The 25541-nt window shown below is 50.5% G+C and carries 21 protein-coding genes, 2 pseudogenes and 1 riboswitch; of the genes and pseudogenes, 14 read left to right on the forward strand and 9 right to left on the reverse strand.

The genetic code is table 11. The features are described from left to right. The first annotated feature begins 589 nt into the window (after positions 1-589). The 9 genes and pseudogenes from XI25_RS07975 to XI25_RS08020 all read left to right on the forward strand — a co-directional run bounded on the left by XI25_RS07975 (position 590) and on the right by XI25_RS08020 (position 12883). A complete protein-coding gene (locus tag XI25_RS07975) occupies positions 590-4963 on the forward strand; it encodes a bifunctional 2',3'-cyclic-nucleotide 2'-phosphodiesterase/3'-nucleotidase (RefSeq protein ID WP_046678118.1) in 4374 nt (1457 codons plus the stop codon). Positions 4964-5295: 332 nt separating this feature from the next. Then, positions 5296-6732: an FAD-dependent oxidoreductase gene (locus XI25_RS07980; RefSeq protein WP_160308895.1), complete on the forward strand. Its 1437-nt coding sequence runs from the start codon at positions 5296-5298 to the stop codon at positions 6730-6732. A gap of 395 nt (positions 6733-7127) precedes the next feature. Then, a complete protein-coding gene (locus XI25_RS07985) occupies positions 7128-7589 on the forward strand; it encodes a GNAT family N-acetyltransferase (protein ID WP_046678120.1) in 462 nt (153 codons plus the stop codon). A gap of 335 nt (positions 7590-7924) precedes the next feature. Continuing rightward, the gene (locus XI25_RS07990) at positions 7925-8146 is read left to right on the forward strand and encodes a hypothetical protein (protein ID WP_046678121.1); all 222 of its coding nucleotides are present in this window, start codon (positions 7925-7927) and stop codon (positions 8144-8146) included. 226 nt (positions 8147-8372) lie between these two features. Further along, positions 8373-9278 (forward strand): endonuclease/exonuclease/phosphatase family protein, encoded by a 906-nt coding sequence (locus XI25_RS07995; RefSeq protein WP_052759511.1) that lies wholly within the window; start codon positions 8373-8375, stop codon positions 9276-9278. Positions 9279-9635: 357 nt separating this feature from the next. After that, positions 9636-10187 carry a hypothetical protein gene (locus XI25_RS08000; RefSeq protein WP_046678122.1) on the forward strand — a complete coding sequence of 184 codons (552 nt, stop codon included), beginning with the start codon at positions 9636-9638 and terminating at the stop codon, positions 10185-10187. A 320-nt stretch (positions 10188-10507) separates the two neighbouring features. Next, positions 10508-11158 (forward strand): annotated as a pseudogene (locus tag XI25_RS08010) (HAD family hydrolase); the annotation flags it as partial. 100 nt (positions 11159-11258) lie between these two features. Then, on the forward strand, positions 11259-12254 hold the full coding sequence (locus XI25_RS08015) for an SGNH/GDSL hydrolase family protein (protein ID WP_235439790.1): 996 nt from the start codon (positions 11259-11261) through the stop codon (positions 12252-12254). A gap of 212 nt (positions 12255-12466) precedes the next feature. Beyond that, positions 12467-12883, forward strand: a complete 417-nt coding sequence (locus tag XI25_RS08020; RefSeq protein ID WP_327204750.1) for a GNAT family N-acetyltransferase — start codon at positions 12467-12469, stop codon at positions 12881-12883. A gap of 150 nt (positions 12884-13033) precedes the next feature. Here XI25_RS08020 and rplK read toward each other — a convergent pair whose 3' ends face one another. After that, positions 13034-13474 carry a 50S ribosomal protein L11 gene (rplK, locus tag XI25_RS08025; protein WP_046678125.1) on the reverse strand — a complete coding sequence of 147 codons (441 nt, stop codon included), beginning with the start codon at positions 13472-13474 and terminating at the stop codon, positions 13034-13036. Between the two features lie 89 nt (positions 13475-13563). Continuing rightward, entirely contained in the window at positions 13564-15267 is a 1704-nt protein-coding gene (locus tag XI25_RS08030) for a DUF4127 family protein (protein ID WP_046678126.1), read from the reverse strand. A 307-nt stretch (positions 15268-15574) separates the two neighbouring features. Between XI25_RS08030 and XI25_RS08035 the strand changes: the two genes are divergently transcribed. Together XI25_RS08035 and XI25_RS08040 are read left to right on the forward strand one after the other, a co-directional pair. Further along, positions 15575-15919 (forward strand): sigma factor-like helix-turn-helix DNA-binding protein, encoded by a 345-nt coding sequence (locus tag XI25_RS08035; RefSeq protein ID WP_046678127.1) that lies wholly within the window; start codon positions 15575-15577, stop codon positions 15917-15919. After that, positions 15871-16089, forward strand: coding sequence for a helix-turn-helix domain-containing protein (locus tag XI25_RS08040; RefSeq protein WP_046678128.1), 219 nt, complete (start codon positions 15871-15873; stop codon positions 16087-16089). Before XI25_RS08035 ends, XI25_RS08040 begins: the two co-directional genes overlap by 49 nt. 149 nt (positions 16090-16238) lie before the next feature. Here XI25_RS08040 and XI25_RS08045 read toward each other — a convergent pair whose 3' ends face one another. From XI25_RS08045 to XI25_RS34340, 5 genes are all read right to left on the reverse strand, one after another. Continuing rightward, the gene (locus XI25_RS08045) at positions 16239-17213 is read right to left on the reverse strand and encodes an aldo/keto reductase (protein ID WP_046678129.1); all 975 of its coding nucleotides are present in this window, start codon (positions 17211-17213) and stop codon (positions 16239-16241) included. Between the two features lie 94 nt (positions 17214-17307). After that, positions 17308-18267, reverse strand: coding sequence for an ABC transporter permease (locus XI25_RS31170; protein ID WP_160308896.1), 960 nt, complete (start codon positions 18265-18267; stop codon positions 17308-17310). Continuing rightward, the gene (locus XI25_RS08050; RefSeq protein WP_235439742.1) at positions 18168-20348 is read right to left on the reverse strand and encodes an ABC transporter ATP-binding protein/permease; all 2181 of its coding nucleotides are present in this window, start codon (positions 20346-20348) and stop codon (positions 18168-18170) included. Before XI25_RS08050 ends, XI25_RS31170 begins: the two co-directional genes overlap by 100 nt. Position 20349: 1 nt before the next feature. Then, complete coding sequence (locus tag XI25_RS34335) at positions 20350-20616, reverse strand: hypothetical protein (protein ID WP_235439743.1); 267 nt, start codon at positions 20614-20616, stop codon at positions 20350-20352. 37 nt (positions 20617-20653) lie between these two features. Next, complete coding sequence (locus XI25_RS34340; protein ID WP_235439744.1) at positions 20654-20974, reverse strand: TetR/AcrR family transcriptional regulator; 321 nt, start codon at positions 20972-20974, stop codon at positions 20654-20656. Between the two features lie 234 nt (positions 20975-21208). On the opposite strand from XI25_RS34340, the pseudogene XI25_RS08065 reads away from it, so the two are divergent. Next, positions 21209-22490 (forward strand): annotated as a pseudogene (locus tag XI25_RS08065) (MFS transporter). 214 nt (positions 22491-22704) lie between these two features. Here XI25_RS08065 and XI25_RS34345 read toward each other — a convergent pair. Further along, positions 22705-23088, reverse strand: coding sequence for a YitT family protein (locus tag XI25_RS34345; protein ID WP_235439745.1), 384 nt, complete (start codon positions 23086-23088; stop codon positions 22705-22707). A 25-nt stretch (positions 23089-23113) separates the two neighbouring features. Further along, a complete protein-coding gene (locus tag XI25_RS36785; protein WP_442950366.1) occupies positions 23114-23254 on the reverse strand; it encodes a hypothetical protein in 141 nt (46 codons plus the stop codon). Between the two features lie 322 nt (positions 23255-23576). Further along, a riboswitch (TPP riboswitch) is annotated at positions 23577-23680 on the forward strand. Positions 23681-23940: 260 nt separating this feature from the next. Between XI25_RS36785 and tenA the strand changes: the two genes are divergently transcribed. Both tenA and thiM read left to right on the forward strand, forming a co-directional pair. Continuing rightward, a complete protein-coding gene (tenA, locus tag XI25_RS08075; RefSeq protein ID WP_046678130.1) occupies positions 23941-24627 on the forward strand; it encodes a thiaminase II in 687 nt (228 codons plus the stop codon). A 45-nt stretch (positions 24628-24672) separates the two neighbouring features. Next, complete coding sequence (thiM, locus tag XI25_RS08080; protein ID WP_046678131.1) at positions 24673-25518, forward strand: hydroxyethylthiazole kinase; 846 nt, start codon at positions 24673-24675, stop codon at positions 25516-25518. The last annotated feature ends 23 nt before the right edge of the window (positions 25519-25541 follow it).

Below are 25541 nucleotides of genomic sequence, written 5' to 3' on the forward strand. Positions count from 1 at the left end.
CCAACTAAAATTTAATGTTCCGGTTGCTTTTGTCCCTTTGAATTGAAGAACAAGTTCATTCGTTTCCTCGAGGTTCAGGTCGATGGATTCCTCGTTGTTACCTGATGTAATGTTCTTGTCGAAATATACAGTCCCTGCATCATCCTCCAGTTGTGCACTGACGGTTCCTTTATATAAAAGAAGTAAATGTACAAGAAACAGTCCCGTTTAGCTTGCCGTCCTGATTATTACTTACTTTAGTGCAGTCCATATTATTATCGTTGGATGCACTTGCACAGCCTGAAAAAAGAAGTACTACCGCGGCCAGAATCATTTTTTGAAACCTCTTCACTAACTGCATTCCCTCCAAACTTCCCCAATTGGTAAATGGGTAAATATTCTTGATTGTATCACTATTTTCCTAAGCGAATTAGATCGTTTTTTTTGCATCCTCTCTCTTACTCTTTCTCCCTCCACAGAGTGGTGGTTTTTGCCTGCTATTTTTTACAAATATCTTCTATTAATTTGATGTAAAACGGTATAATCTACCAATTTAATTTGGTATAATATACCACGGCAATCACCAAATCATAGGAGGGCTAATCACGTTATGGGATGGAATTCACGTTGGAATAAGCCTTTTTCTTCCCTGCTGGCGACGGCATTGATCTCTGTGCAGGTCTTGGGGGGATCACTGCTGGGCACAGGCACTGTAGAGGCTGCCGAAGAAGCGGTTCCCGCTCCTGCGAAGCCGACCATCGATCTCCGGTTGATGAGCACGACGGATGTACACACCAATGTGACCGGCTGGGATTATTTCAAAAACGCGCAGTCGGGCGTCGTCGGTCTTGACCGGACGGCAACGCTGGTCAAGCAAGCGAGAGAAGAGCAAGCTAACAACCTCTTGCTGGACAACGGGGATCTGATTCAGGGAACTCCGCTGGGTACTTACATCGCAAAGGAATCCGGATTTATGGCGTCGGATGATCTTCATCCGATGATCGCCGCCATGAACCTCATGAAATACGATGCGGCGACCTATGGCAATCATGAATTTAACTATGGTTTGGAATTTTTGGATCGAACGGTCCATGGCAACACCAGCAACAAAGAAAATACCGACGCTAATTTTCCATACGTGAATGCAAATATTTATAAAGCCGACAACGACGGTAATCCCGATAATGACGTCAACGCATTTACGCCGTATGTCATCATCGATAAGACCGTGACGGACAGTACTTACCAGGAACAGACCATCAAGGTCGGCCTCATCGGTCTGGTTACTCCTCAAATCCTGGAGTGGGATAAGGCTCACCTGGAAGGCAAGGTGATCGCCAAGGATATCGCCGAAACCGCGGCGAAGTTCGTGCCGGAGATGAAAAAGAAAGGTGCGCAGGTGGTTATAGCGATGGCGCATAGCGGGTTTGAAGCCCATACCATAAAGGGCCAAAAATCCGAGAATGACATCAATGAGCTGAGCAAGGTGCGGGATATCGATGCCATCACGTTCTCGCACACGCACAAGGTTTTCCCGACGAACGGCGATGATTCCAAGCTGGACAAATCGTTCAAAGATCCAGCTACGAACAAGCCGTACAACAACGCGGTTTCCGTTGTGGATAACGTGTACGGGCAGATCAACGGCACGCCTGCCGTTCAAGCCGGTTTTGGCGGCGGCCATCTGGGTCTGATCGACCTGAAGATCGTTCCGGACGACAACGGGAAATGGAAGGTCGATAAAGCAAATTCGAAGGCTTCGACCCGGTCCGCCAAAGACGTTCCGGGAGACACGGACGTGTTCGCCGCCGTGCAAGCCGCCCATGACGCCACCATCGCCTACACCGGACGGAAGCTGGGCGAGACCAAAGCTCCGATGAACAGCTATTTTGCGATGGTCCAGGACGATCCGACGGTTCAGGTGGTCACGGAAGCCCAGAAGTGGTATGTCGAGAAGATTATCGCAGCCCAACTGCCGCAGTACAAGGATTTGCCGATCCTGAGCGTGGGCGCTCCGTTCAAAGCGGGGCGAAACGGTCCTGCAGAGTATACGAGCATTGCCGCCGGCGACCTTACGATCCGCAGCGCGAGCGATTTGTATCTTTACGACAATACGCTGAAAGCGATCAAGGTCAAGGGCTCTGTCATTAAAGAATGGATTGAAATGAGCGCAGGCGCATTCAACACGATTGATCCCGCGAGCACGGCTCCGCAATCCTTGCTTAATACTTCTTTTCAAGTGTATAACTTTGACGTGATCGACGGCATCGAATATACAATCGATGTGACGAAAGAAGCCAAATACGACGAGACCGGAAAGCTCAAGAACGCAAGCTCCAGCCGCGTGAAGGAAGTGACCTACAAGGGTCAGCCGCTGAATCCGGACATGGATTTCATCGTGGTCACCAATAACTACCGCGCGAGCGGCGGCGGGAATTTCCCGGGCGTGAAAGAGTCCGTGATGGTATTGGATTCCCAGGAGGAAAACCGCCAGGTATTGATGGATTATATCGCCGAAAAGAAGATCATCGACCCGACGGCCGACCGGAATTGGTCCCTCGCGCCTATCGCCGGCAATGTTAACGTCACCTTCACCTCGGCGCCCGAGGCGGCGGACGTGCTGCCGAACCATATATCCTATACCGGCGAGCAAGATGCCAAGGGCTTCGGCATCTTCAAATTGAATTTATCCGGAAATCCTTCGGGCGACGTCGAAGTCCACCTGCTGGGAATCAACGACTTCCACGGTCAGCTTGATACGGTGTCCACCGTCAACAATAAGCCTGCCGGAACGGCGGCCATTCTGGCTACCTATCTGAAACAAGCTAAGGCCAAACACAAGCACTCCCTGCTTTTCCATAACGGAGATTCCGTGGGCGCATCCGCTCCTGTGTCCTCCATGGAAAGAGATAAGCCGACGCTGGAGTGGATGAACATGATGGGCTTTGATGTGGGCTCCCTGGGCAACCACGAGTTTGATCAGGGCGTGAAGGCCCTGATGGCACAGCTTAACGGGGGAGTCGATCCCGTAAACGATAAAATCATCCATGATAAAATGAAATTTCCATACGTCAACGCCAATGCCGTGGACGCCAAAACCGGCAAACCGATTATCGAGCCGTACGTGATCAAGGAAGTAGGCGGGGTGAAGATCGGATTCATCGGTCTTGTCACAAAGTCTACGCCAAGCAAGGTAGCTCCTTCCGGCATTGCAGGCGTGCGGTTCCTGACGCCGCAGGAAGAAGTCGAAGCGGTTGAGCGCTATGCCAAGGAACTTCAGAAACAAGGCGTGGAGACAATCATCGTGCTTGCGCATGATCCGGCCACGACCAAGAACGATGCAACGACCGGAGAAGCGGCCGATCTGGCCAATGCGCTTCCCGCGAATTCTCCGGTGGACGTGATCGTTGCCGGCGACAATCACGCGCTGGCCAATGGAGAAGTAAACGGCAAGCTGATCGTTCAGGCTTATTCCTATGGAACGGCATTTGAGGACATCAAGCTGATGATTGATCCCGTGACCGGCGACGTGAAGAGCAAATCGGCCGAAGTCATCACAACGTTCCATGAAGGCGTGACGCCTGACGCGGATACCGTGGCTCTGGTTAAACATTATCTGGATAAACATCCTGAGCTGACCAAGCCTATCGGGACGACAGACGGCTCCATTACCCGGACGGATGCTTATAATAACGAATCCGCGCTTGGCAACCTGATTGCTGACGCGATGCGCAGCGCCGACTTTGGCGATGGCAAAGGTCCGGCGGACTTCGCCTTCATGAACCCGGGCGGAATCCGCGCCGATCTTCCAAAAGGAGAAGTGACTTTCGGAGATCTGGCCAAAATCCAGCCGTTCGGCAACACGCTGGTGAAGCTCACGCTGACCGGCGAACAGATCAAGACGCTGCTGCAGCAGCAGTGGAACGTGAAACCGGATGGAAAAACGGACACCAAAACCTTGCAAATTTCAGGTTTGAAGTATACGGCAAACATGTATCTTCCGGTAAAGGAGCGTGTTGCAAGCCTTACGCGCACAGACGGCACGCCGATCAAGCCGACGCAAACGTATACGGTGGTTGTCAATAATTTCATGGCAGCCGGCGGGGATAATTACAAAGTGCTGACGGAAGCCAGCTCTTCCGTACCTGGACCGATTGATTTGGACGTATTCTACGATTACATCAAGAATACGTTTAAGGGCGGAATGATTAAAGCAGGCATCGAGGGTCGGATTGTCAACAAACTGAAGCCTGCGCCGACGCCTGGGCCAACGCCAGGACCGTCGCCGGATTACTCGTCCACGCCGACGCCTGCACCGGCTCCAACCCCGGCACCTTCAGGCAAACCGGCTCAAGAGCCAGTTCCAACGTCTCCGTCCAAGCCGGCGGTTCCAAATGTTCCGCAGACTCCGGCACCGACACCTGTTGTAGAATTCAAAGATTTGGGAAAAGCAGCCTGGGCACAATCAAGCATTCAAAGCTTGGCAGCCCAGGGAATTATTAAAGGGATAGACCGGAATAACTTCGCTCCGACGAAGCCTATCACCCGCGCCGAATTTGTTGCGCTGCTGGTACGAGCCTTGAAATTGTCGGAAACTGCTGCATCTGCTGGCAAGTTCACTGACGTCAAAGCGGGTGCCTGGTATGCGGATGCCGTCAGCGCCGCCGTGAAAGCCGGAATCGTCAAGGGTGTCGGAAAGGGCAAGTTTGAACCGGGCCGCAAAATTACCCGGGAAGAAATGGCCGTCATGATGGCAAACGCTATGATAGCGATAGGTAAACTGCAGCCCGTGAGCAGCAGCGAACCGCTGCAGAAGTTTGCCGATAAGAGCCAAATTGCTCCGTATGCCAAAACATCTGTGGCACAGTTGATCCAACAGGGAATAATCAGCGGCGTTCAGGCTGACCGATTCGCCCCGAAGGGCATAGCCAACCGGGCTCAGGCCGCGGTTATCATCTATCGCATGCTGCAACTGGCCTCCTGATCTTTTCCTAAATGCAAGTCTTTTGAGAGCAGGGACAACCTCGGGTCCAGTGTGTAGCAGTAATATATGAAGACAACGAACACCCCGGCTTACCGATTGGTAATGCCGGGGTGTTTTGTTGGCGTGCGTATTATTTTATCGCATAGGGACGCGGGACTTTACTTGGAAAAGATTCATTTTTAGGGGGAACGAACGGAAGAATTTGCATTTAACATATTGGTTACAATACAGATCAACCAAATGCATGATGCACCCTCTCTGGGGTCGATTCATGAAATGTTAAGAAGCATAAAAGGGGAGCGAATCCGTGATTAAAATATGATGTGATCGTGGTGGGCGGGGGCGTTGTAGGCAGGGCAATTACTTTTAAGTTAAGTGAAGGAAATCACAATTTAAGAATTCTTTGCATTGATCCCCGTCGCAAGGCAAACGGAAGCGCAAGTTACGCAGCGGGAGCCATGTTAGGCGCCTATGGCGAAATTTCCGCCCACAAAACCAAGGAATTGGATATCAACGAAACGGATTTTCGCATACAGGCCCAAAAAATTTACCCCGAATGGTTGGAGCGAATCAAAGAAAGATCGGGAAGGGATATCTATGCCAAAATGGGAACCTTTCTGATTGCCAATGTTGCCGGCGCGCAGGATCGTTCTCATCTCATGAAAATAGCGGAGGAGCTAACCGCCCGGCATGAATCTTTTCAATGGACGGATCCAGCCGATATTCCAAGCTTTCGGCCCAATCCCGACTATCTCGCCTATCAGGGATTATACATCCCCAAGGAAGGATGCGTGGATGCATCCGATCTGATGGAGTCTCTCGCCAAGGCCGCCATCAAATCAGGTGTGGAGCACTTGGGTAAAGCCGTGAGGAAGCTGATGGTCGAAGGGAATAAAGTAGTCGGCGTCGTTGCCGAGGATGAAAAGTTGTATGCCGACCATGTGGTACTCTGCGCCGGCGTAGGCATCGGAAAAATCATGGATGATACCCATATCCCGGCGGGGATCCCATATCTGATGCCGGGGAAAGGGGTGGGTCTTGCCGTTTCAACGGGGGTATCTTTCCCTAACGTCATCCGTACGCCGGATCGGGGGTTTGCATGCGGGGCCCATATTGTTCCAAGAAGCGACTCGACGGTCTATATCGGAACAACCAACCAAGTTTCGAGCCTATCCGGGTTGCAAAACGGGGTAACTTCGGGTGAGGTTCATACCTTATTGCATAGCGCGATTCATGAAATCCATACGGGACTCCGAACGGCAACGATAGAAAAAATGTATTTTGGATCGCGTCCCGTTACAGCGGACGGATATCCGGTAATTGGAGATACAGAGGTGGAAGGGCTTTACGTTGCCACAGGCACCTATCGCAACGGGATATTGATGGCCCCGCTTATCGCCGAAATCGTGGGGGCCAAAATCACGGAGAGTCCTATAAAGTTCGATAATCCGTTTTCCGCAGAGCGAAGAAAGATGCTGCTTGATCGCGTCGCAGACGGAAAAGAAGCGCTTATCGAAAACGGCATTCGCGATTTAGTTTCTTTTATCCAGGAGCCTACGGGCTCGCTGCCGTATCATCGTTCGCAAGAATTGACCAACTTTATCACAACCCTTGCATCCATGGTACTAACCGGGGATCAGCCTAAATATACGCAGTTATTGGAAAAGTCCAAAGAGCTTTTGGAAACGTGCCCTATTGCGGAAATCGTACCGCAGCTGTTTTATAAATACCATGAATTCAAGGCAGGCGAAAGGGATGGACAGACGTAGGCCTTCGCCCGTCCATCGATTTCCGGCATTCAGTACGTCCGATTTCGGACGGATAAAGCTTTGTGGGATCATCTGAATAGGAGCATAACGTCCCGTTCGACCTGCTTGCACGGATCATTGAGTGCGGAAACGCCCTTGATTTGGGCCCGGTTGACCTGATTCAAGCAGTGCTCAAGGCCGAACGTTGCGACGTGCCTCATTGGTTTTTTGCGGCGGGAACTTGATGATCCTCCTGATGCATTAAGCATGGTTGTGGCGAGTGCGTTACAGGATTTCATAAATACGATATCGAAAATTTAATATATCCGAGTAACGCGAAATCGTTAAAAACGGAGGATCCAAGAATGAAATAAAACGGAATAAACGGATGTTGCGATTGAAAGGAGGTCCTACTTATGAATATACGCAAAGCCAAAGCGGAAGAGGCCGCTTATCTAAGCGACCTTTCATTTCGTTCCAAAGCCCATTGGGGTTACAGTGACGAATTTATGGAAGCCTGCCGCAACGATCTGACCCTTACGGTAGAGGGTATGGTCTCTGCCCTGGTTTTCGTTCTGGAAGACGAAGGTGCCGTCAAGGGTTTTATGAGTTTGGAGATGGAGCAGGATACCTGCTTGCTGGACAATTTCTTCATTGCGCCCGAGGCCATCGGAAAAGGCTACGGCAAGGCGTTATGGAGATACATGATAGAGACCGTCGAGGGTTTGGGCGTTCGCACCGTCATGATCCACAGCGATCCCCATGCGGAAAGCTTTTACCTGGCAATGGGAGCGCTGCGGACGGGGGAGACCGAATCGACGGTTTTCCCGGGGAGAAAGCTGCCCTTGCTGGAAGTTAAAATCGGCCGTGGTGTGTAGCTTGTCTTTGTCATTTTAAAAATATGAACGGTGCGAAAAAGCTAACGGACATGGAGTCCGGCATTCCCTCTAAACCCCCTCAACTTGTTGGCTAACGGACACAGAATACGCTTAGAACAGATTGGGAGCAAAAAAAGCGCCGAAATGATCCAGTGACGGACCTGTTGTCCGTTAGAATTTTTAATAGCACAAAAGGCGGGGATAACGGAACTCATGTCCGTTAAAATCCCTGCATCCCCAAAAAATGACCGCCGTTGTCACAGAACAACTCCATATCTCGTTTGATGTGCGAAGGAAGATCAAGGAGTTGTGATGGAGATGAAAGAAATAGGGCCATGGCTGCCTTAGCCGATTCCTACTTCCATGATGAAATGTTTGAAGCGGTTGCACGCGGCGAGCTCCTGTCTTATGCTATGCTTGTGCTGCTCGAATGGCGGGAAATCAACGGCCAAACGGGGATTGTCGTCCGCCTCCGGCGAGAGCGTAGAAACGGCCGCGCTTATCCACGTCAAGGAAAATTCGATACGCAGCATATATTTCATCGGGAATCCGGCTAAGCTTGTTTTTTGCAGTAATAACATCATCCGTTCAATCAGGGAAATGCTCATGAGGAGTCATTAACAGACATGCTAAAGCGTAAAGGTTGGAAGGAGGGATTCATGGCTCTCTGTAGCGTAAAGTTATTTTACATTATTCCTAGCATTGGTTTTATCGGGGGTATCCTTCGGGATCTCCCAGGCTTTGAAAAAAGGAAGATAATCCATAATGGGGAGGCAGTTTTCGATGAACTCCAAGGACAACTATACGTCCGCAAGCGAAATGAAAATGACCGTAATGAGCTTGAATATGTGGCAGTGGTATCTTGCCATTCACCATGGAACGGAGAAGTCCGCGCAATTCATAGCGGATGCCATTCTGGCCGCGGGTGCCGACGTGACCGGCATTCAGGAGAGCAACGCCGATATGGTGCGTGCCGCGGCAAGTCTTCTGGGCTATCATGTGAACGTGAAGCAGGGGACCGACCTTAGCCTGATCAGCAAGTATCCCATCATAGAGCTCAATGAACAGAATGATTACTACCTGATTGAATTGGAGCCTGGAAAAGCTGTAACCGTTTGCAATGTGCATCTGTCGCACGAGCCGTACGGTCCTTACGATATCGCGGATGGGATGAGTGCAGAGGAGGTCATGGAGCGGGAGCATCTTTACCACATGAAAGAAATGAGCAGCCCCTTCCGCAAACTTCCCGCTCTCGCGGCGCAGAACATGTCCGTATTCCTGACAGGGGACTTCAATGTGGCCTCCCATCTGGACTGGACGGAGGAGCGCAAGGAAATTCACTACGGACAGGCGGTGGAGTGGCCGGTATCGAAAAGGCTGGAACAATTGGGGCTGCTTGACTCCTTCCGCGTCATGCATCCCGATCCGGTAGCGGTGCCGGGCATCACTTGGGCGATCGAAGGCACGGAGATGAGAGACCCGGAGGTATATGACCGGATCGATTTCGTATATGCCGGGGGGCCCACGACAACGGTAGACAGCAAAGTGATCGGGGAAAAGAAGGCCGAAGGCGTCCATCCATGTCCTTCCCATTTGCCGTTGGAAACGTGGCTGTCCGACCATCGGGCCGTGGCTTCGACGTTCCTTGTCACCCCTCGCAGCTACAAGGACCTGGTTCTGCCGGGGTAGGAACATTGAGTTTCCCCAGAAGCATCTTTCGCACAATCGAATTGTGCGGAGGGTGCTTTTTGATATTGGAAAGTATTATTTGCCTTTATGACGAATTTCCTAACATTGGACAAGGAATAAAAAATCAGATAGTATATTCGTTATGAGCTCTTGATCCCAGGATTTAGGATTTAATTTCTAAAATAACTTCTTCTAACAGGGGAATGAGCGGGGAAACCAGAAAAGACACAGGAGGATAACTGCGATGAAATCGATAAATTAACGTATTGTTGCTGTTATACCTAGGGCCCGTGCCCCTCCATGCGGTTTCTGATCGATATTCGAAACGAGAATAATAACCCATGGAGGAATGAGAAAATGAGTAAACCGGTTATGAATATTGCTTTGGTGTGCGGTCCCGATTGTGATATGGAAACACAAGCTATGCGGAATACATTTGAGTTTTTTGGCGCAAGGGTATTTACTTATTGGATTGGTAGGCCGAATGATTTCATTTCCGTGCTGAACGGGGAAGACCTTTACCCTGACACGGACATGATCGTCCTCAATTTTCATGGTGATGAAGGGAATTTTATCATGCCGGAATTGGGCGAAGAGGTTTATGAAGACGGGGAGCCGAAAGGCGATTTTGGCGTTGAAGAGATTAAGCGGTATGCCAAACTGGAGGGTAAAGTCGTCTTTGGCAACGGATGCTCGTTGGGGGAGCCGGTATTGGCCCGAGCCTTCCTGGACGGCGGCTGCCGGGTTTATATCGGACCGGATGATTATCCCGATGGTAACGCCGCACTCATGTTCATGCAGCGTCTTTTCTATGAAATCATTCAAAACAACAGAAGCTTGCAAGAGGCTTACCGGATTGCACGGTCCACGGATGAGGAAACGACGATGTATCAAATCTATGAAAAATAACCTTTTTCCGAGGGAATAATAGGTCTCTTTTGTACAACAGACCTGGCGTGATCGACGTGAACGGTAACCCAAGAGCAGGAGATACATATGTCTCCTGCTCTATTTGTCTGGGTCGCTCTATGGATCATAGGATATGAGGGAACAGCGGCGACTATGGGAAATAGATTGACATCCCTAAACGAACGGCAGACAATGTTGGAGAAAGCCTTGGCCGTTCTTGATGGGTTCAAGGTTAGGCGCATTCAGAAGGGCAAAGCGGGCGCTTTCAAAGCTTAATGCATCCACTTTTTCATAACAGGCTAAAGTCAAGGAGGGTAAGCATGATTAAGGCGATTGTCTTTGATTTTGACGGATTGATTATCGATACGGAAACGGTTTGGTACAGTGCCTTCAAGGAAGTGCTTCAGGATTATGGCGTGGAGCTCCCCATGGACGTGTTTCTGCAATGCGTGGGCACGAGCGATGCGGCGATCCACGCCTTTATCGAAGAGGAGATCGGTGCCGAAAGCATCGAGACGATCCTGAAGCTGGCTAAAGATAACCATAGAACCCACATGGAGTTGCTGGATATCCGGGAAGGGGTAAGGGAATACCTGTCGGAAGCCAGGGATTCGGGACTTCGGATCGGTCTGGCTTCAAGCTCCTCCAGGGAATGGGTGGAAGGCTTTTTGAAGAAGCTCGGGATCATCGATTACTTCGAAGTCATCAAGACCCGCGACGATGTCGAAAAAATCAAACCCGACCCGATGCTATACATAGAAGCGCTTAAAGCCTTGAATGTCGGACCGAAAGAGGCCGTAGCCTTCGAGGACTCGGCAAACGGGGCCAAGGCCGCGATTGCGGCGGGGATGCATTGCGTGATTGTGCCCAACGAGGTGACAAAGGATCTCCGTTTTGAAAAATACCATCTGAGAATCGATTCCATGAGCGAGATGAGCCTGACCCGGGTCATTCGCCAGATCGAAAACAACGCCCCTCATGAATTGGATCCGAATATGAGAACGCCGAAAGCGGCAGAAAAACGACCTGACATGGCTTTCTCCGCTAGCTGAACCGCTACGGGTATCCGGCCTGGCCTGGTTTGACCAAGAGCGCCGATACCGCAGGCTGCCCCAGCAGCCCGCTCATCCGATCCGCCCCGAGGTGGATAGCCTCGCTAACTGCACGTCCGGCGGACAAATCCGTTTCCGTACGGATTCCCGGACCGTATCCGTCCGCGTCCGGCTGACTGCGGGGGCAGGCATGTATCATATGCCGCCGACCGGCCAGTGCGGGGTGGATGCTTATACCGGGGGGCCCGGAAGCTGGATCCATACGGGAACTGCGAGCTTTCAACCAGCCGATACGGAGTATGAGAGCCTGGTTTTTTCCTGCGAATCGAAGGAACGCCGATCTTTTATGCTGAACCTGCCTCTTTACCAAGGGGTGGAGGAGCTGTGGATCGGCCTGGAGCCGGATGCGGAAGTTTTGGCGCCGGAGCCTTACGATTCCGGCAAAAAGATTATCGTTTACGGCACTTCCATTACGCAGGGAGGATGCGCGTCGCGTCCGGGGATGTCCTATACCAATATTTTGAGCCGAAGAATGAACCTGGAGTTTATCAATCTTGGATTTTCCGGCAACGGGAAGGGAGAAGCGGAGCTTGCCAAGCTGTCTGCTGAAATTAATGATCCGGCTTGCCTGGTGATCGACTATGAAGCGAACTGCGTCAGCACGGAGAATTATGTCCGCACCCTGCCGGTATTTATTCAAACATATCGCGATTATCACCCGGATGTTCCGATCATTCTGATCTCCAGAGTGCCGCATGGGGCGGAATCATTAAGACCGGACCTGCTTCAGGCGCGGATGGAGCGCAAGGCGTTCCAGGCCGATCTTGTCCGGAATCTGCAGGAGGCCGGCGATGCGCGGCTTACGTTTGTCGATGGTTCAAGCCTGCTCGGCAGCGACCCTGGCGAAGCGACGGTAGACGGGGTTCACCCGACCGATCTTGGGTTCAAACGGATGGCCGATGGACTGGAGCCGGTTCTGGCGATGGCCTTGGCATCCGCGGGGTATGCTGATTAACAACAGGTCTATAACATGGAAGGGATGGCACGAACAAACATGAACTCACAGGGGAAACATGCTGAAAATTCCGAAAGTACCGAAAATACCCAAAATACCCAAAAATACCCAAAATGCCCAAAGTGCCCAAAAGTGCCCAAAGTGCCCAAAGTGCCAAAAAAACTGGCGAAGCACGAATACGCCCTTTTCAAGCGGACGATGCCGGACGGTTGGTGGATATTTGGCTGCAAGGTTCGCTGATCTCACATGGCTTTATTGACCCCGGTTACTGGGAAGCCCAAACCGGAGAGATGGCCAGCCAATATTTGCCGAAAGCCGATACCTATGTATTGGAGGACCAGGAGAGTGGGAAGCCTCTCGGCTTCATTTCGCTGGTGGAAAGCTATATTGCCGCATTGTTTGTGGACGTGAGGGAGCAGAACCGGGGGTATGGAAAGCAGCTGCTGAGTATGGCGAAAGACGGCCATGACCTGCTCAGCCTGAAAGTGTATCAGCAGAATAAGGACGCGGTGCGTTTCTACCGTAAGAACGGTTTTGTTATCGTGGAAGAAACGGAGGACCCTGGCACCTCGGCCAAGGAATACGTTATGGAGTGGAGGAGCGCCGCGGCGACGGGAACTCCATCATAGACGGCGTGAGGTTTAGAGACTTTTGGGATTTTACGCGTAACAAGATTAGGTTGAAACAGAAACGCTATTCTCTCCTTTGATCGGGAGAGAATAGCGTTTTTTTAACACAATGATTCGGAATTTGAGCAAAATGAAACTACAGGGTTCGGGTCACGTTTCTTGGTTTCCGTCTTGTTCGATGCGTATCCCCATATTTTTTGCCGTACCTTCAATCATTTTCATCGCATTTTCCACATTTGTCGTATTCAGATCGGGAAGTTTGATCTCTGCGATGATTCGGAGTTGTTCCCGAGTGACGGCTCCCACGGTTTCACTGCCGGGTTTTGCGGCACCCTTTTCGACACCGGCATATTTTTTGAGCAAAAATGCCACCGGCGGCGTTTTCAGATTCACGCTAAACGTCCGATCTTCAAATACGGTTATTTCCGCAGGCACGATCTGCCCGGTCTGGCCTTTCGTCATTTCGTTATACTGATTGCAAAACTGCAGCAGATTAATGCCTGTAGGAGCCAGATCCTTGCCCACTTTAGCCGGATTTGCTTTGCCGGCTTCCAATTCCAGTTTCAATTTTCTTGCGATTGCTTTTGCCATAGTAAGCCCCACCTTTATTCTTGTCATTCTCTCTTAAGAGCGATTATAGGGGCTTACGTAACGTGAAGGTCAATGGATGTGTGCAAAATCTATCGCGACAATTCAACTTCCGGATTCAAGGTAATCTCGAAAGCGCGATGCCAGATGAAGTCCGGATTCTCGTAGTCGATTGAAGCACATTCGTATTCCGCATAGGACCAAGCAGACCCGCAGATCTGGCGGATGTTGCGGGAAGCCTGGGATTGGCCGATCCCAAAAGCGTTTTTGGCCGCAAGGGTGTCCGCGTAAGTCTGCATGCGATCCCGCAAGAGACCGGTCATATGATCGTAGTCGCTTTCCGAATTGAACAGAAGCATGTTGGCATCTGCATAAGGAATGTTCGTATATAAGTGACGATCTCTGGAATACTGGCGGATCTCTTTAATAGCCAATGCTTTATAGTAATAATCTTTCAAGAATCGTTTGAATAAAAGAGATCCGTGCGCGTTTACCGCCTTGCCCAAGGCCGAGGGCTTGGTTTCCGTTACGAGATACGCATGCCGTGCCTGCGCCATTCCGAGGGCGATTCCGATTTTGTTGCCGGCGGTATTCCATGCGCTGTAACCGAGAATTTGCCCGGCGGATTTACTGTCGAGCAGCGCTTCGGCAACCACGGGATTCGCCGGTCCTCCCCCCACGAAATCGATGACGACGGTCGGGATACGGTCGGCGCTGTTGGATTCAAGCCGGCTCACCGCGCCGGAGGTCTGATTTACGTCCGTTACCGCAATAATCTCGACGTCAGCCGAACCGCTCACAAGCTCCCCGCCGATCATACCGACATGAAACCGGATATTTTCATGAACGCTCATATATTCGTACGGATTAATGATGGTCGAACCGTCCGGTCCGAAATATTGCACCGAATATTTCGTCTTTGTCCCCCTGCGCAAGAACTCGTTAGCCATTCTGGCCAAAAGGGAATGGCCCAGGCCGTCCGCATCGGGAAGAATGATGGCGCGTTCAGGATTTTGGCCGTTCACTCCTCCCAGCTTCTCATTAATGTACTCTTCCACAAAGGCGATTTCATTGGCCTGTACCCCTTGCGTCGAGGAATCGTCGACGCCAATCGCCAGAAAATCGATGTAACCCGCACGCGACAACTGATCCAGGATATAGTAATTCGACTTGAATTTATGGCGTCTGGCCTCATAGTAATGCTCTTTGTTAAAAGTGACTGTTTCTCCGTATGGCGTGCCGTCCGGGCTCAGATCGTAGCTTTCCAGGATTCCGTTGAAGTCCGACACGCTTTTTCTCGGTTGTTTCATGAAGGCGCGGGACTCGTCATAAGCGTTTTGGAAGACGCCTTCCACATAAGTGGTCGTGGCCAGCCTCATGATGGTATCCATGACATAGACCGGCTTGGACGGACAACGCTCCTTCACGAGGCGGATGACGTCCAGCAGATGCGTGGTGGAAGGATCGTAGTTTGGATACGTCCCGCCCCCGTCCGTCCGCAGCCGTCTGCTTCCGATCAATCCGCCGTAGGCCAGCATATCCGCCGATATGATGATGCCGTCCGCTTCATGGGCATGGTCCAGTATGAATTCACGAATGTTCGCGGTGTTCCCGAAGGTTGGGGCGAACGTGCTTGTCAGCGTGGAATCCGATGTTGTTTTTTGCGAATCCAGGCGGTTCCTTATATCGTCAGCACAAGGCGTTATAACCTTGATTCCGGCCGTTCTACCCTGAACGACAACATCATCAAGGTTTACGGGACGGTCATCCAACGGGACATAAAGTATTTTTTTCATGAGTAACAACTCCCTTTACTTTTTATTGGCAGGCCTCAAACAAAAGGGAAGTGAAGAAATCGCAATGAACCTCTTCCCAAGCTCATTTTATTTCTTTATTGTTGTGCCTTCACCTATATAGGTAATTTTTATATATAAATAACAACCATCATGAAAAAATTATTTGAAAAAAATGCGTTATGACGAGGAAGAATCAAAAAATATGGAACAAAAGGTAGAAAAAAGTGGTGTGATATGAAATAATGAGAACAAACGTTCTCGTATTTGAGTAGACTATAGCAAACGGAACAGAATGAGGTGGATAAAAATGTGCAAACAGCGGACGGCCTACGAACGTCTGAAAGTCGAGGTTGAGCGAATCGGATGGAGAATTCAATACCGTGCCAAAACGATCTCTAAGCGGGAGCATTCCTTCTGCGGTTTGGAACAAACAACCAAGGAATGCTGTTTTACGGAACGCACCGACAATAAAATCATGGTAGAACAGCTTATCGATACGCTGCCTCCGCAAGGCCGGGCAATCATTCATAAACTGTACATACAGGATCAAACGGAATCCGAAGTCGCTCTTCAACTGAATATGAGTCAACAGGCGGTGAATAAATGGAAACGAAAAATGATCTCGCAATTATCCCGGACAGTGAACTCCTGAGTCTTCAACAAGCCGCAAAAGACGGCGATCAGGAAGCTATGCTGCAGCTTATAGATATGTTTAAGGACGACATGATCCGGCTGAGCCGGTTTATTCGGCTCCCGGAAGAGGATGCGGTGGGGGAAATGATCGTCGAACTTCTGGAATTTATAAAGGGCAGCAAGGCATAAGAACAGTAAAGATGCCGGGAGCAGTAAAGACAAAGACTAAAGTGATAAGCAAAGATAAGCGGAGCATTAAGGCCTTCCCATTGAAGGCCTTAATGCAAGCCGCAAAAAACGGCGTTCATGACTTAAGACTGGTCGGCTTAGAAAACGAATTACGACAACCGGTAAGAGGCAAAAGGCTTCCCGTAAACGAACGGATCACTGATCTCGTCCAGCCGTGTGCCGAGCTCCGTATCCAGCCGAATGTCCAAACATTTCATATTGCTCTCCAGCTGTTCGGGGCTCGTGGCTCCGACAATTACCGTAGAAACCGCAGGGCGGTTCATCAACCAAGCGAGGGAAAGCGCGCTTGGCGTCCAGCCGTTCTCTGCGGCGAGGCGGGCCACCTCCTGCCCAAGGCGGATATTTTTTTCTTCAAGGAAACGGTTGAAGTTCGGATCGGTATCCGCCCGGGAGCCGGACGGCACCCCTTCTCCGCCGCCGTATTTACCGGTCAAAATCCCGCCGGCCAGCGGAAAATACGGAATAATGCCGACTCCCTGGTCGAGGCACATCGGAACAAGCTCGAGCTCCGGCGTACGGTCGGCCAGGGAATAGCTGGTCTGGGTGGACGCATATCGGACATAGCCTTTCAGCTCGCTGATGCCGATGGCCTTCATGATTTCCCACGCGGCATAATTCGACGCGCCGATATACCGCACTTTCCCGGAGGCCACCATGTCATCCAGCGTCCGGAGCGTTTCGTCCAGCGGCGTGTTCGGATCGAATGTATGGATCTGGTAAAGGTCCACGTAGTCGGTTTGGAGCCGGCGGAGGCTGTTTTCTAGCTCCTGCTGCAAATGAAGGCGGGAGGAGCCCCGTTCATTGGGCCCATTGCCGCGCACCAACCCGGCCTTCGTCGCGAGGACGACGTTGTGTCGCTTGCCCGCGAGCGCTTGGCCGATGATCGATTCGGATTCGGTATTCGCATAGATATTTGCGGTATCGATAAAGTTAATCCCATGATCCAGCGCGTAGTGAAGAATGCGGGCGGACGTTTCCTGATCGGCCCTTTTGCCGAAAGCGTTGGTTCCAAGTCCCAATTGGGAGACTTGAAGGCCGCTGTTCCCAAGGCGGCGGTATAACATGGCATCTCCTCCAATTTCGAAAATGATCTCTCAGTCTCAAGTATAAACATTTTGACTCTATCTTCCAATTTTCAACGAAAAAACATCCGGCCTTTTATCGTGAAATAGCTGGATATCGCCAGCATTTCCTCGTTAAAGCGGATGTTTTTAGTGTTTGATTCAGGTTTGCTAATGGGAGAAAAGCTATTCCATTCCTGATTTTAAGGCCTCGCTCATAGAAACGGCATTGACTTTTTTTCTTGCATAACCGTTTCGACAACTCATAGGAGAACATCACGACAATAAACCCGATGAGGGTGTATAGCGGACTGATCTTCAGGGGCGGCAGCACCACACCCATACTGTTTTTAAGCGATTCGATCAATGCACCTATTGCAGCAAGAGTCAACGGTATTCCAATGAGATATCCAAGGACGACGACGATCGTCGAGCTGTTAAGTATTAATGAATGGGTTTCCTTCTTCCGGTAGCCGAAAATCTTCAATAGCGAAATGATGCTCTTATTCTCCTCAACGATCAGCGATGTAACGACATAGATGACAATCATGCCGATGATGAACGCTATCGCCGAAAGGAAACCGACCATGGACTGCACTGGCGCCATCGTCTCTCTAACCGCATCGGTTTTTTCGTCAATAGAAATTACGGTATACGACTCGTCTACAGGAACATCTAATCGTACGTGACTAAAAGCCCCTGTGTAGCTTCCTTCAGGCATCCCGAATTTCACGTTATAATCCGTTAACGGCATGTAGATAAACTTGCCCGCATAGGTATCCGCAATGCCCTCGATCTGTAATGAAAATTTGCGCCCATCCAGTTTTCTTACGATGTTTACGGTGTCGCCCTGCTTTAACTTCAGTTGTTCGGCAACGGGCTTTGTCATAATGACTTTATCCGTGCTTAACCCGGATCCGGATTCATCTGCAAGCGTAAGCATGGCAGAGTCCGGTATCACCCCGGTGACGTAAAAATCAATTTTATGGTCAGCCTCCGGCACAAACAACGAGGCGGAGAAAGGCTCGGCACCCGCCGGCAGCTGCTCATAGCGCATAGAGTTGAACTTATACTCGTACTTGAAACGATACGCGCTCTCCATGCTGTCTTTAAGAAGGTAGTCCACGGAAGTTTTGAGAGTAAAACCCCAAAGCAACAGCATTGTCGATACGGCAATACCGAAGAGCAGGAAAGCAAGCCGGGATAGACTTCTAAGTTGTTCCCTGATTTTGAACTTTGCAGCGAATTTGAACTTGTCAAGCTTGAGCACGCGCTCCAAAAAATGGACCTTGTTTTTTTTCTTTTTTTGCCTTTCATCAGCTCCAAAGGCGAATGTTTGAGTTCTTTTCGAATGACAAAGTAGCCGCTGCTTCCAAGAAATAGAATCGGCAAGAGAAGGCTTATGATCATGATAATTGGATCGAAGTCGATCTCGGTCAGAGGGATATTGAAGTTAGAAAACATGAACAATAGCATGGAACGTACCGGAAATGTACCAACGATCGTCCCGATGATCCCGCCTATAAGGGCGATTAGCAATGGATACATCATATAATGGCGATAGATTTCCTTTCTTTTATACCCTAACGCATACAATGCGCCGATGGTCGTTGCATCGCGGTTAATCAGCCGCCAAACGATGTTGCCGACCATAATGCTGGCCAACAATAAAATCGCAGTAGGGACTCCCTTGCTTACAAGACCCAGGATTTTAATCTCCGCCGTGACGAAACTGACCCGTTTATTATCCTCGATGTTTGTCCATTGCATGATCTCGATGCCGTGGCTTTTAAGATGCTCTTTAAATTGGGTCGACTGGGAAAGAAGATTTTGATCATCGCCGTTAAACTTTACTGCATAGGAATAGTTTTCTTTACCAAGTGCGGAGAAATCCTTCTTGCTAATGACCGCTATGCCGAAGTTAGGCTGCAGCATCATGTCCGTATCGGATTGCAGCGGATAAATATAATTCGGCAGAGCCATGAAACCCGCAATCGTAAACGAACGATCCGAAATTTTCATCTCATCGCCGATTTTAAAGTCGTTTGCAGCAGCAAATGCCGGGTTGATGAGGATGCCGCCGCTTTCGCTTAATTCTTTGCCTTCGAGGATTGCGGGGATGTCGACCTTGTCATTCTGGCTGAAGATTCGCAGCGTTTTCCCTTCTGACAGCGCATAGTCGAAAGTTTTGCTTTCTTCAAGCACAACATTCGACGCAGACTCAAGTTCCCGCAAGTCGCCAATGCTTTTGTCTGTTATGAATGAAGCGTCTTCCTGTACGTATTGGTTTTCAAATTCACTTGCCAATCGCTCGAAATTATCCGCGAACTGGGTCATCATTGTGAGTGCAAAGCAGCCAAAAAAGATCAGGACCATCGCTCCGATATATTGTGCTTTGTTTTCTAACAAAACACGTTTGATTCTTTTATGAATCACCATCACCATGCAATCCTTTCGGCTGGAACAATTGTCTGATTCACCGTTTCTTCTACGATTTCTCCGCTTCGCACCTTGAATACCTTGTTCGCCATAGCGGCAATGGCAGCATTGTGGGTAATCATCAAAATGGTTGTTCCGTATTTTTTTGTTCACTTCCTGCAAGAGTTGCAGGATGCTTCGGGATGTATCAAAATCAAGCGCACCGGTGGGCTCGTCGCAAAGCAGCAGCTTGGGATTCTTGACGATCGCCCTGGCAATGGAAACCCGTTGCTGCTCACCGCCGCTCAATTCTCTAGGGAAGCGGTGTTTTTTGTCCTTCATTCCGACCGCGGCTAAAACTTCGTCAACGTTTAGAGGCGATTTGCTAATATTGGAAACGACTTCAATGTTTTCTCCAACGGTAAGGTTTGGAACGAGGTTATAGAACTGGAAAACGAAACCGATGTGCTCGCGTCTATAATCGGTCAGCTTGTCGTCACTCAATTTGTTGACTTCGATCCCATCCACAATGACCCTACCGCTATCGCCGCGGTCAATGCCGCCGAGGATATTCATTAGCGTGGATTTTCCCGAGCCTGATGGGCCGAGGATGACACCGATTTCCCCTTTTTGAATGTTCATCCCAATTCCCTTCAAAACGTCAGTCGTCACCATGCCTGAAGCGTAGCTTTTCTTCAAGTTCGAAATATCAATAAACATGCTACGCCTCCTCCTTTTTATAAAAGCAATTTCTCAATATGCTTGCATAGCCGTCCCATTCCTCAAGCGGTTCCATATCGATGTCTTCAAAGGAATTTATTTTTTTCATTTGTTGTTCTGAAAAACTCAGCATCGTCCAATTGATAATTTGAATCGTTTTTTGAATATCAATATCTTCACGAAATTTTGTTAAATCCAAATTCGAATAAATTCTTTCCAAACCGTAATCAATAAAATGTTTGCTCATTTCCTTAATTTCGGATTTCACTTCATCCGCTTCCTCATGGGAAACCGCCTTAAGAAAGTTAAAGGCTTGAGGGAGTTTTTTTCATGATTTTGAACTTAATGAATCCCACGTCCCGAAGCCGTTTGAAAATATCCGTTTCATTCAGATCAATTTCATCTAGAATTTTATCGATCACTTCAACCAGGTATTCAAGCAAGAACAAATACAATTCCTTTTTACTGTTAAAGTAGTTGAATAACGATCCTTTCGAAATCTCCGCTTCCTTAATGATTTCATTGGTAGAAGCCTTATCATAACCATTTCGTGCAAACTCCTTAATAGCGGCATTAATGATGCGCTCCCGTTTTTCGGGTTCCAAACCGTAAAATTTTTGAGACATAATAACCACCTCGTTTATTGTGAGTGCCATGAATTGACCAGTCTGGTCAATTCGAGTATAGAGTAAAATGACCACTATGGTCAATGGGCGGTTCATCGTAAAATAAAGTTCGCATGGGTACGGATATAAAGGCCGTTACTTTTGTGAAAATGCTCCCTCGGCATAAACTTTCCACTTCAAGGACATTCTAAGTCGGAAGGTTTACATTCCTTGCGGAAGGGGTTATCACGAACAATGGCAGAACAACGTACGTCGGCCAAGACCATTGTGGCGATCGGATCGATCCCGCTGATCATGACGCTCGGCAATTCCATGCTCATTCCGGTCTTGCCCAAAATGAAATCCGAGCTGAATCTCTCTTCCCTTCAGGTCAGTCTGACGATCACGGTATTTTCGCTTGTCGCGGCTTTTTCCATTCCGATTCTTGGTTATCTGTCCGACCGTTTTTCCCGGAAAGCCATTATCATCCCGGCGCTGTCGCTGTATGGAATCGGGGGAATCCTGGCGGGGCTGGCTGCCGCGTTCTTTCCGAGCCCCTATATGTGGATTATGGTCGGACGAACGCTTCAGGGAATCGGGGCGGCGGGAACGGCGCCGATTGCCATGGCGCTGACAGGAGACTTGTTTAAGGGAGCGGAAGAGAGCCGGGTGCTCGGCTTGGTGGAGGCGTCCAACGGTTCGGGGAAAGTGCTTTCGCCCATTCTGGGCTCGCTAATCGCTCTCATCGTCTGGTATGGCGTGTTTTTCGCTTTTCCTGCGGTCGTGCTGGTATCGATCATCTTAACCTGGATGTTCATCAAGGAGAAGAAAAAGACGGAGAAACCGCCGGCGCTGAAGAAATACGTTCAAGGTTTGGCAAGCGTGTTCAAACATGAGGGCAGATGGCTGTTTACCGCATACCTGGCCGGTTCGACCTGTTTGTTTACGCTGTTCGGCATTCTTTTCTACCTGTCCGAGGTTTTGGAGAAGACGTACAACATTGAAGGGGTTGTCAAGGGACTGGTTCTGGCGATTCCGCTGCTTGTCATGTGCACCACTTCCTACATTACGGGCAGCAAAATCGGAGAGAACCAGAAGCTGATGAAAAAGACTGATTGTGCTTGGCTTTATTCTTATGACGGCTGCCTACGCGGCGCTGGCCTTTATCGGGCACTTGACCCTGTTTATCTCGGTTCTGGCCGTCAGCAGCCTGGGGACGGGGCTCATCCTTCCTTGCATCAACAGCTTCATCACGGGGGCGGTCGGCAAGGAAAGACGGGGATTTGTTACCTCGCTGTACGGATCGGTGCGTTTCTTCGGGGTTGCCGTCGGACCGCCGCTGTTCGGCTGGATGATGGAATGGTCCCGGATCGGCATGTTCCTTTCCCTCGCGGGATTTACGTTTGTTGTAGGGTTGCTTGCCCTGCTGATGATCCGGGTGGGAGAGGGCAAGAAAGAGGGGGAACAGTCAGGCGGCCGCGAAGAGAGGAAAAGCAAAAAACCGGTGCGCACCCTAAAGCCTGTCGGCGGGCGATAATGAGAGAACGAAAACCAACATATCATGTTGAGAAACTCCTTTTTCCAAAGGAGTTTTTTATTTCGCGACCGATTCCGCAAGAGACAGCTTCTCCTAAACACGCCAAGCCCTTTCTTTTGTCCGGGAGGGATAATTCTTTCTCGTAACTGCATAATATCAACGATCATGACCGACGGCGGAATCAAAATGAACTGGAGCGGGTAAATGGACAGGTCTATTTTTTGCTCCGCCACGCGACGCCGTAGCCCCATTTCGGCCTGGGTCCCGGCATGTGAAGCAGCCAGTTGATCATTCGCGTGGACAGCCACTGGCACACAATGGCCAGGATAATGATTTTCCAATCGATGGCATAAGCGGCCAAAGCAAAGATAAACCCGTTCATCCAGAATAGAGACGTGCCGGGATGGATTCCCTTGTACTTGTAAATCGCCAAGGCGACATACCCGATTCCCCCGTTGGACACCCGCTGCTTCATCAGCAGGGCGACGCCTGTCCCGAGAAACATCGACCCGCACAGCAAATCGATCCATACGTTCGCGAACGGAGGCTTGACGAACACCTCGAAGAAGTTGACCGATACGGATGTAACCGTAATCACATACACCGTCCCGAAGGCGCTGACGCTACCGAGGTATTGCACCGTAAAAACGAGAAAAAATAAAATTCGAAAACCATAGTCCGAGGCTGATCGGTATGCCGAACGCATGGTTCAGAAGGACCGCGATCCCGGCGCCCCCGCCCGAAGGTATCGAATGGGGAAACAAAAAAGACCGCCATCGCGAATCCCTGAATGATGGAACCGGCGGTAATGAGGGAAATTTTTTTGCTTAAACGGCGGTAAAAGAAAGGCCTGCCCCAGCCGGGCGTGATCTGCATTTTCACACGTTATCATCCTTCAGGGTTATGGAGTGGTATAGCCAGTCCTGCTGTCTTATGTGTATGCTTGCCACCCGAAGGGGATGCCGGGTTACTGGAAAAAGCTCCGGCAGCACCTAGGTCGTTATCCCGTATGGCGATATACGCCGTACATCGCCCGCCGTTTGACAGATCCTGCAAACCTATGTACAGTATTAGGCAAAAGAATAGGAAGTCCACTAGGGGAGCCGTCAGCGGCTGAGACGAGAGAATATCTTGGACCCTTTGAACCTGATCTAGTTCGTACTAGCGTAGGAAAGTGGAGTCGGTCGCAAAAGTCTTTTGATGCGCGTTCGCGCGCCGTGACTTGTTGATGAAGCCGCTCCAGTTTTCGGGGCGGCTTTTTTTGATATCAGAAAGTATAAACTCCGAGGATTGCCATCCTTATCTCGCAAAAAAAAACTTCCGCTAAATGCGGTCTGCCTTTTTTGGAAAGCGGCAGCCTGACGGATGTTTTTCCCGGCGGCTTTTACCCGGGGCTATGACCCTAACTTACGGACTTCCTGCTCTTCATTATTTTCGGAGGTGGGAAAGGATGAGTTTTACGCAAGAGCTCCGTCAGCGGGCGGACGGCATTTTCCAGGCCATATTCGGTCATCCCTTTGTGAAAGGCATTGCAGACGGAAGCCTGGGCAGAGAACAGCTGATACATTACGTTAAACAGGATTACGAGTATCTAAATGCCTATATGCGGATCTATGGGATCGCGATCTCCAAATGCACGAGCCGCGACGAAATTTCCATGTTCACCGAACAGATTTCTTTTATCCTGCACAGCGAGGTGCATCCTCATCAAAATTTCTGCACTGCGGCAGGAGTGGCTTATGAGGAAATGCAAGGATATCCGCTGGCTCCGTCCGCGCATCATTATATCCGGCACATGCTGACCGTTGCCCATGAAGGCAGCCTCGGCGAAATTATGGCGGTCCTGCTGCCCTGCCCGTGGACATATGTGGAGATCGGCCGAAAGCTGCTGGACGAGGTTCAACCGGATGCCTCCCATCCGTTTCAAGAGTGGATACAGTTTTATGGACGTGCCGGGGGAGCGACGGACAAGTTCCGTGAACTGGTGGATGCATGGGCGGAAGGAGCCACGTCCGTGGAGCGCGCGCGCATGGCCGAACATTTCATGCTCAGCTGCCAACTGGAGTACATGTTCTGGGACATGGCATACCGGCAGGAAGAATGGCCGGTGCCGATGGAGGCCGAGGCGGTCTTGTGACATTTCTTATCGAACCCATAAATTTCCGAAGAGAGGCTGATGAATATGAGTACACTGCGGAAGGAAGAGCTCTCCGTTCTGCTTGAAAAGGTGAAAAAAAACAAACCGCTCGTACATAACATGACCAATGTCGTCGTGACCAATTTTACGGCAAACGGTCTGTACGCGCTGGGCGCATCGCCGGTGATGGCCTACGCCCCCGAAGAAGCGGCTGATATGGCCAAGATCGCGGGCGCGTTGGTGCTTAACATCGGAACGCTGTCCCGCGAATTGGTGGATGCCATGATGATTGCCGGGCAATCGGCGAATGCCCATGGCGTGCCGGTCCTGCTGGACCCGGTGGGCGCAGGCGCCACGGCATTCCGGACGGAGTCGGCTCTGCGGATTTTGAACGGGATCAAGGTCTCGCTGGTTCGCGGCAACGCGGCTGAAATCGCCCATCTCGTGGGCGAGGCCCGCGAGATAAAGGGCGTGGATGCCGGGGATAACGCGGGTGCCGGAAATGTGGACCTGGCGGTTCGGGCTGCGCGGGAGCTGAATACCGTCGTTGCCATCACCGGACAGGAGGATGTGATTACGGATGGGACGTCCGTTTGGATCATAAGCGGGGGAGACCCGCTGCTGACCAAGGTGACCGGAGCAGGCTGTCTGCTGACCTCGGTACTGGGCGCGTTTGCGGCCGTCGAACCCGATCTGATGCTGGCCGGTTCCGCAGGCCTTGCCTTCTATGGCGCGGCGGCTTCCCGTGCGGCGGAACGTACGTCCGGCCTTGGACCCGGAAGCTTCCAGGTTGCCTTTCTGGATGAGCTCGCCAAGCTGGACCAGGATTCGCTGGAAGGGCATGCCGCGATTCGCGGCAGGGCAGCAGCCGCTGCCGGTGACGAACGATGAAGGGCGTACGCGTTCCCAGAGCG

The sequence above is a fragment of the Paenibacillus sp. DMB20 genome (assembly GCF_000987955.1).
Taxonomy (GTDB): domain Bacteria; phylum Bacillota; class Bacilli; order Paenibacillales; family Paenibacillaceae; genus Paenibacillus_AQ.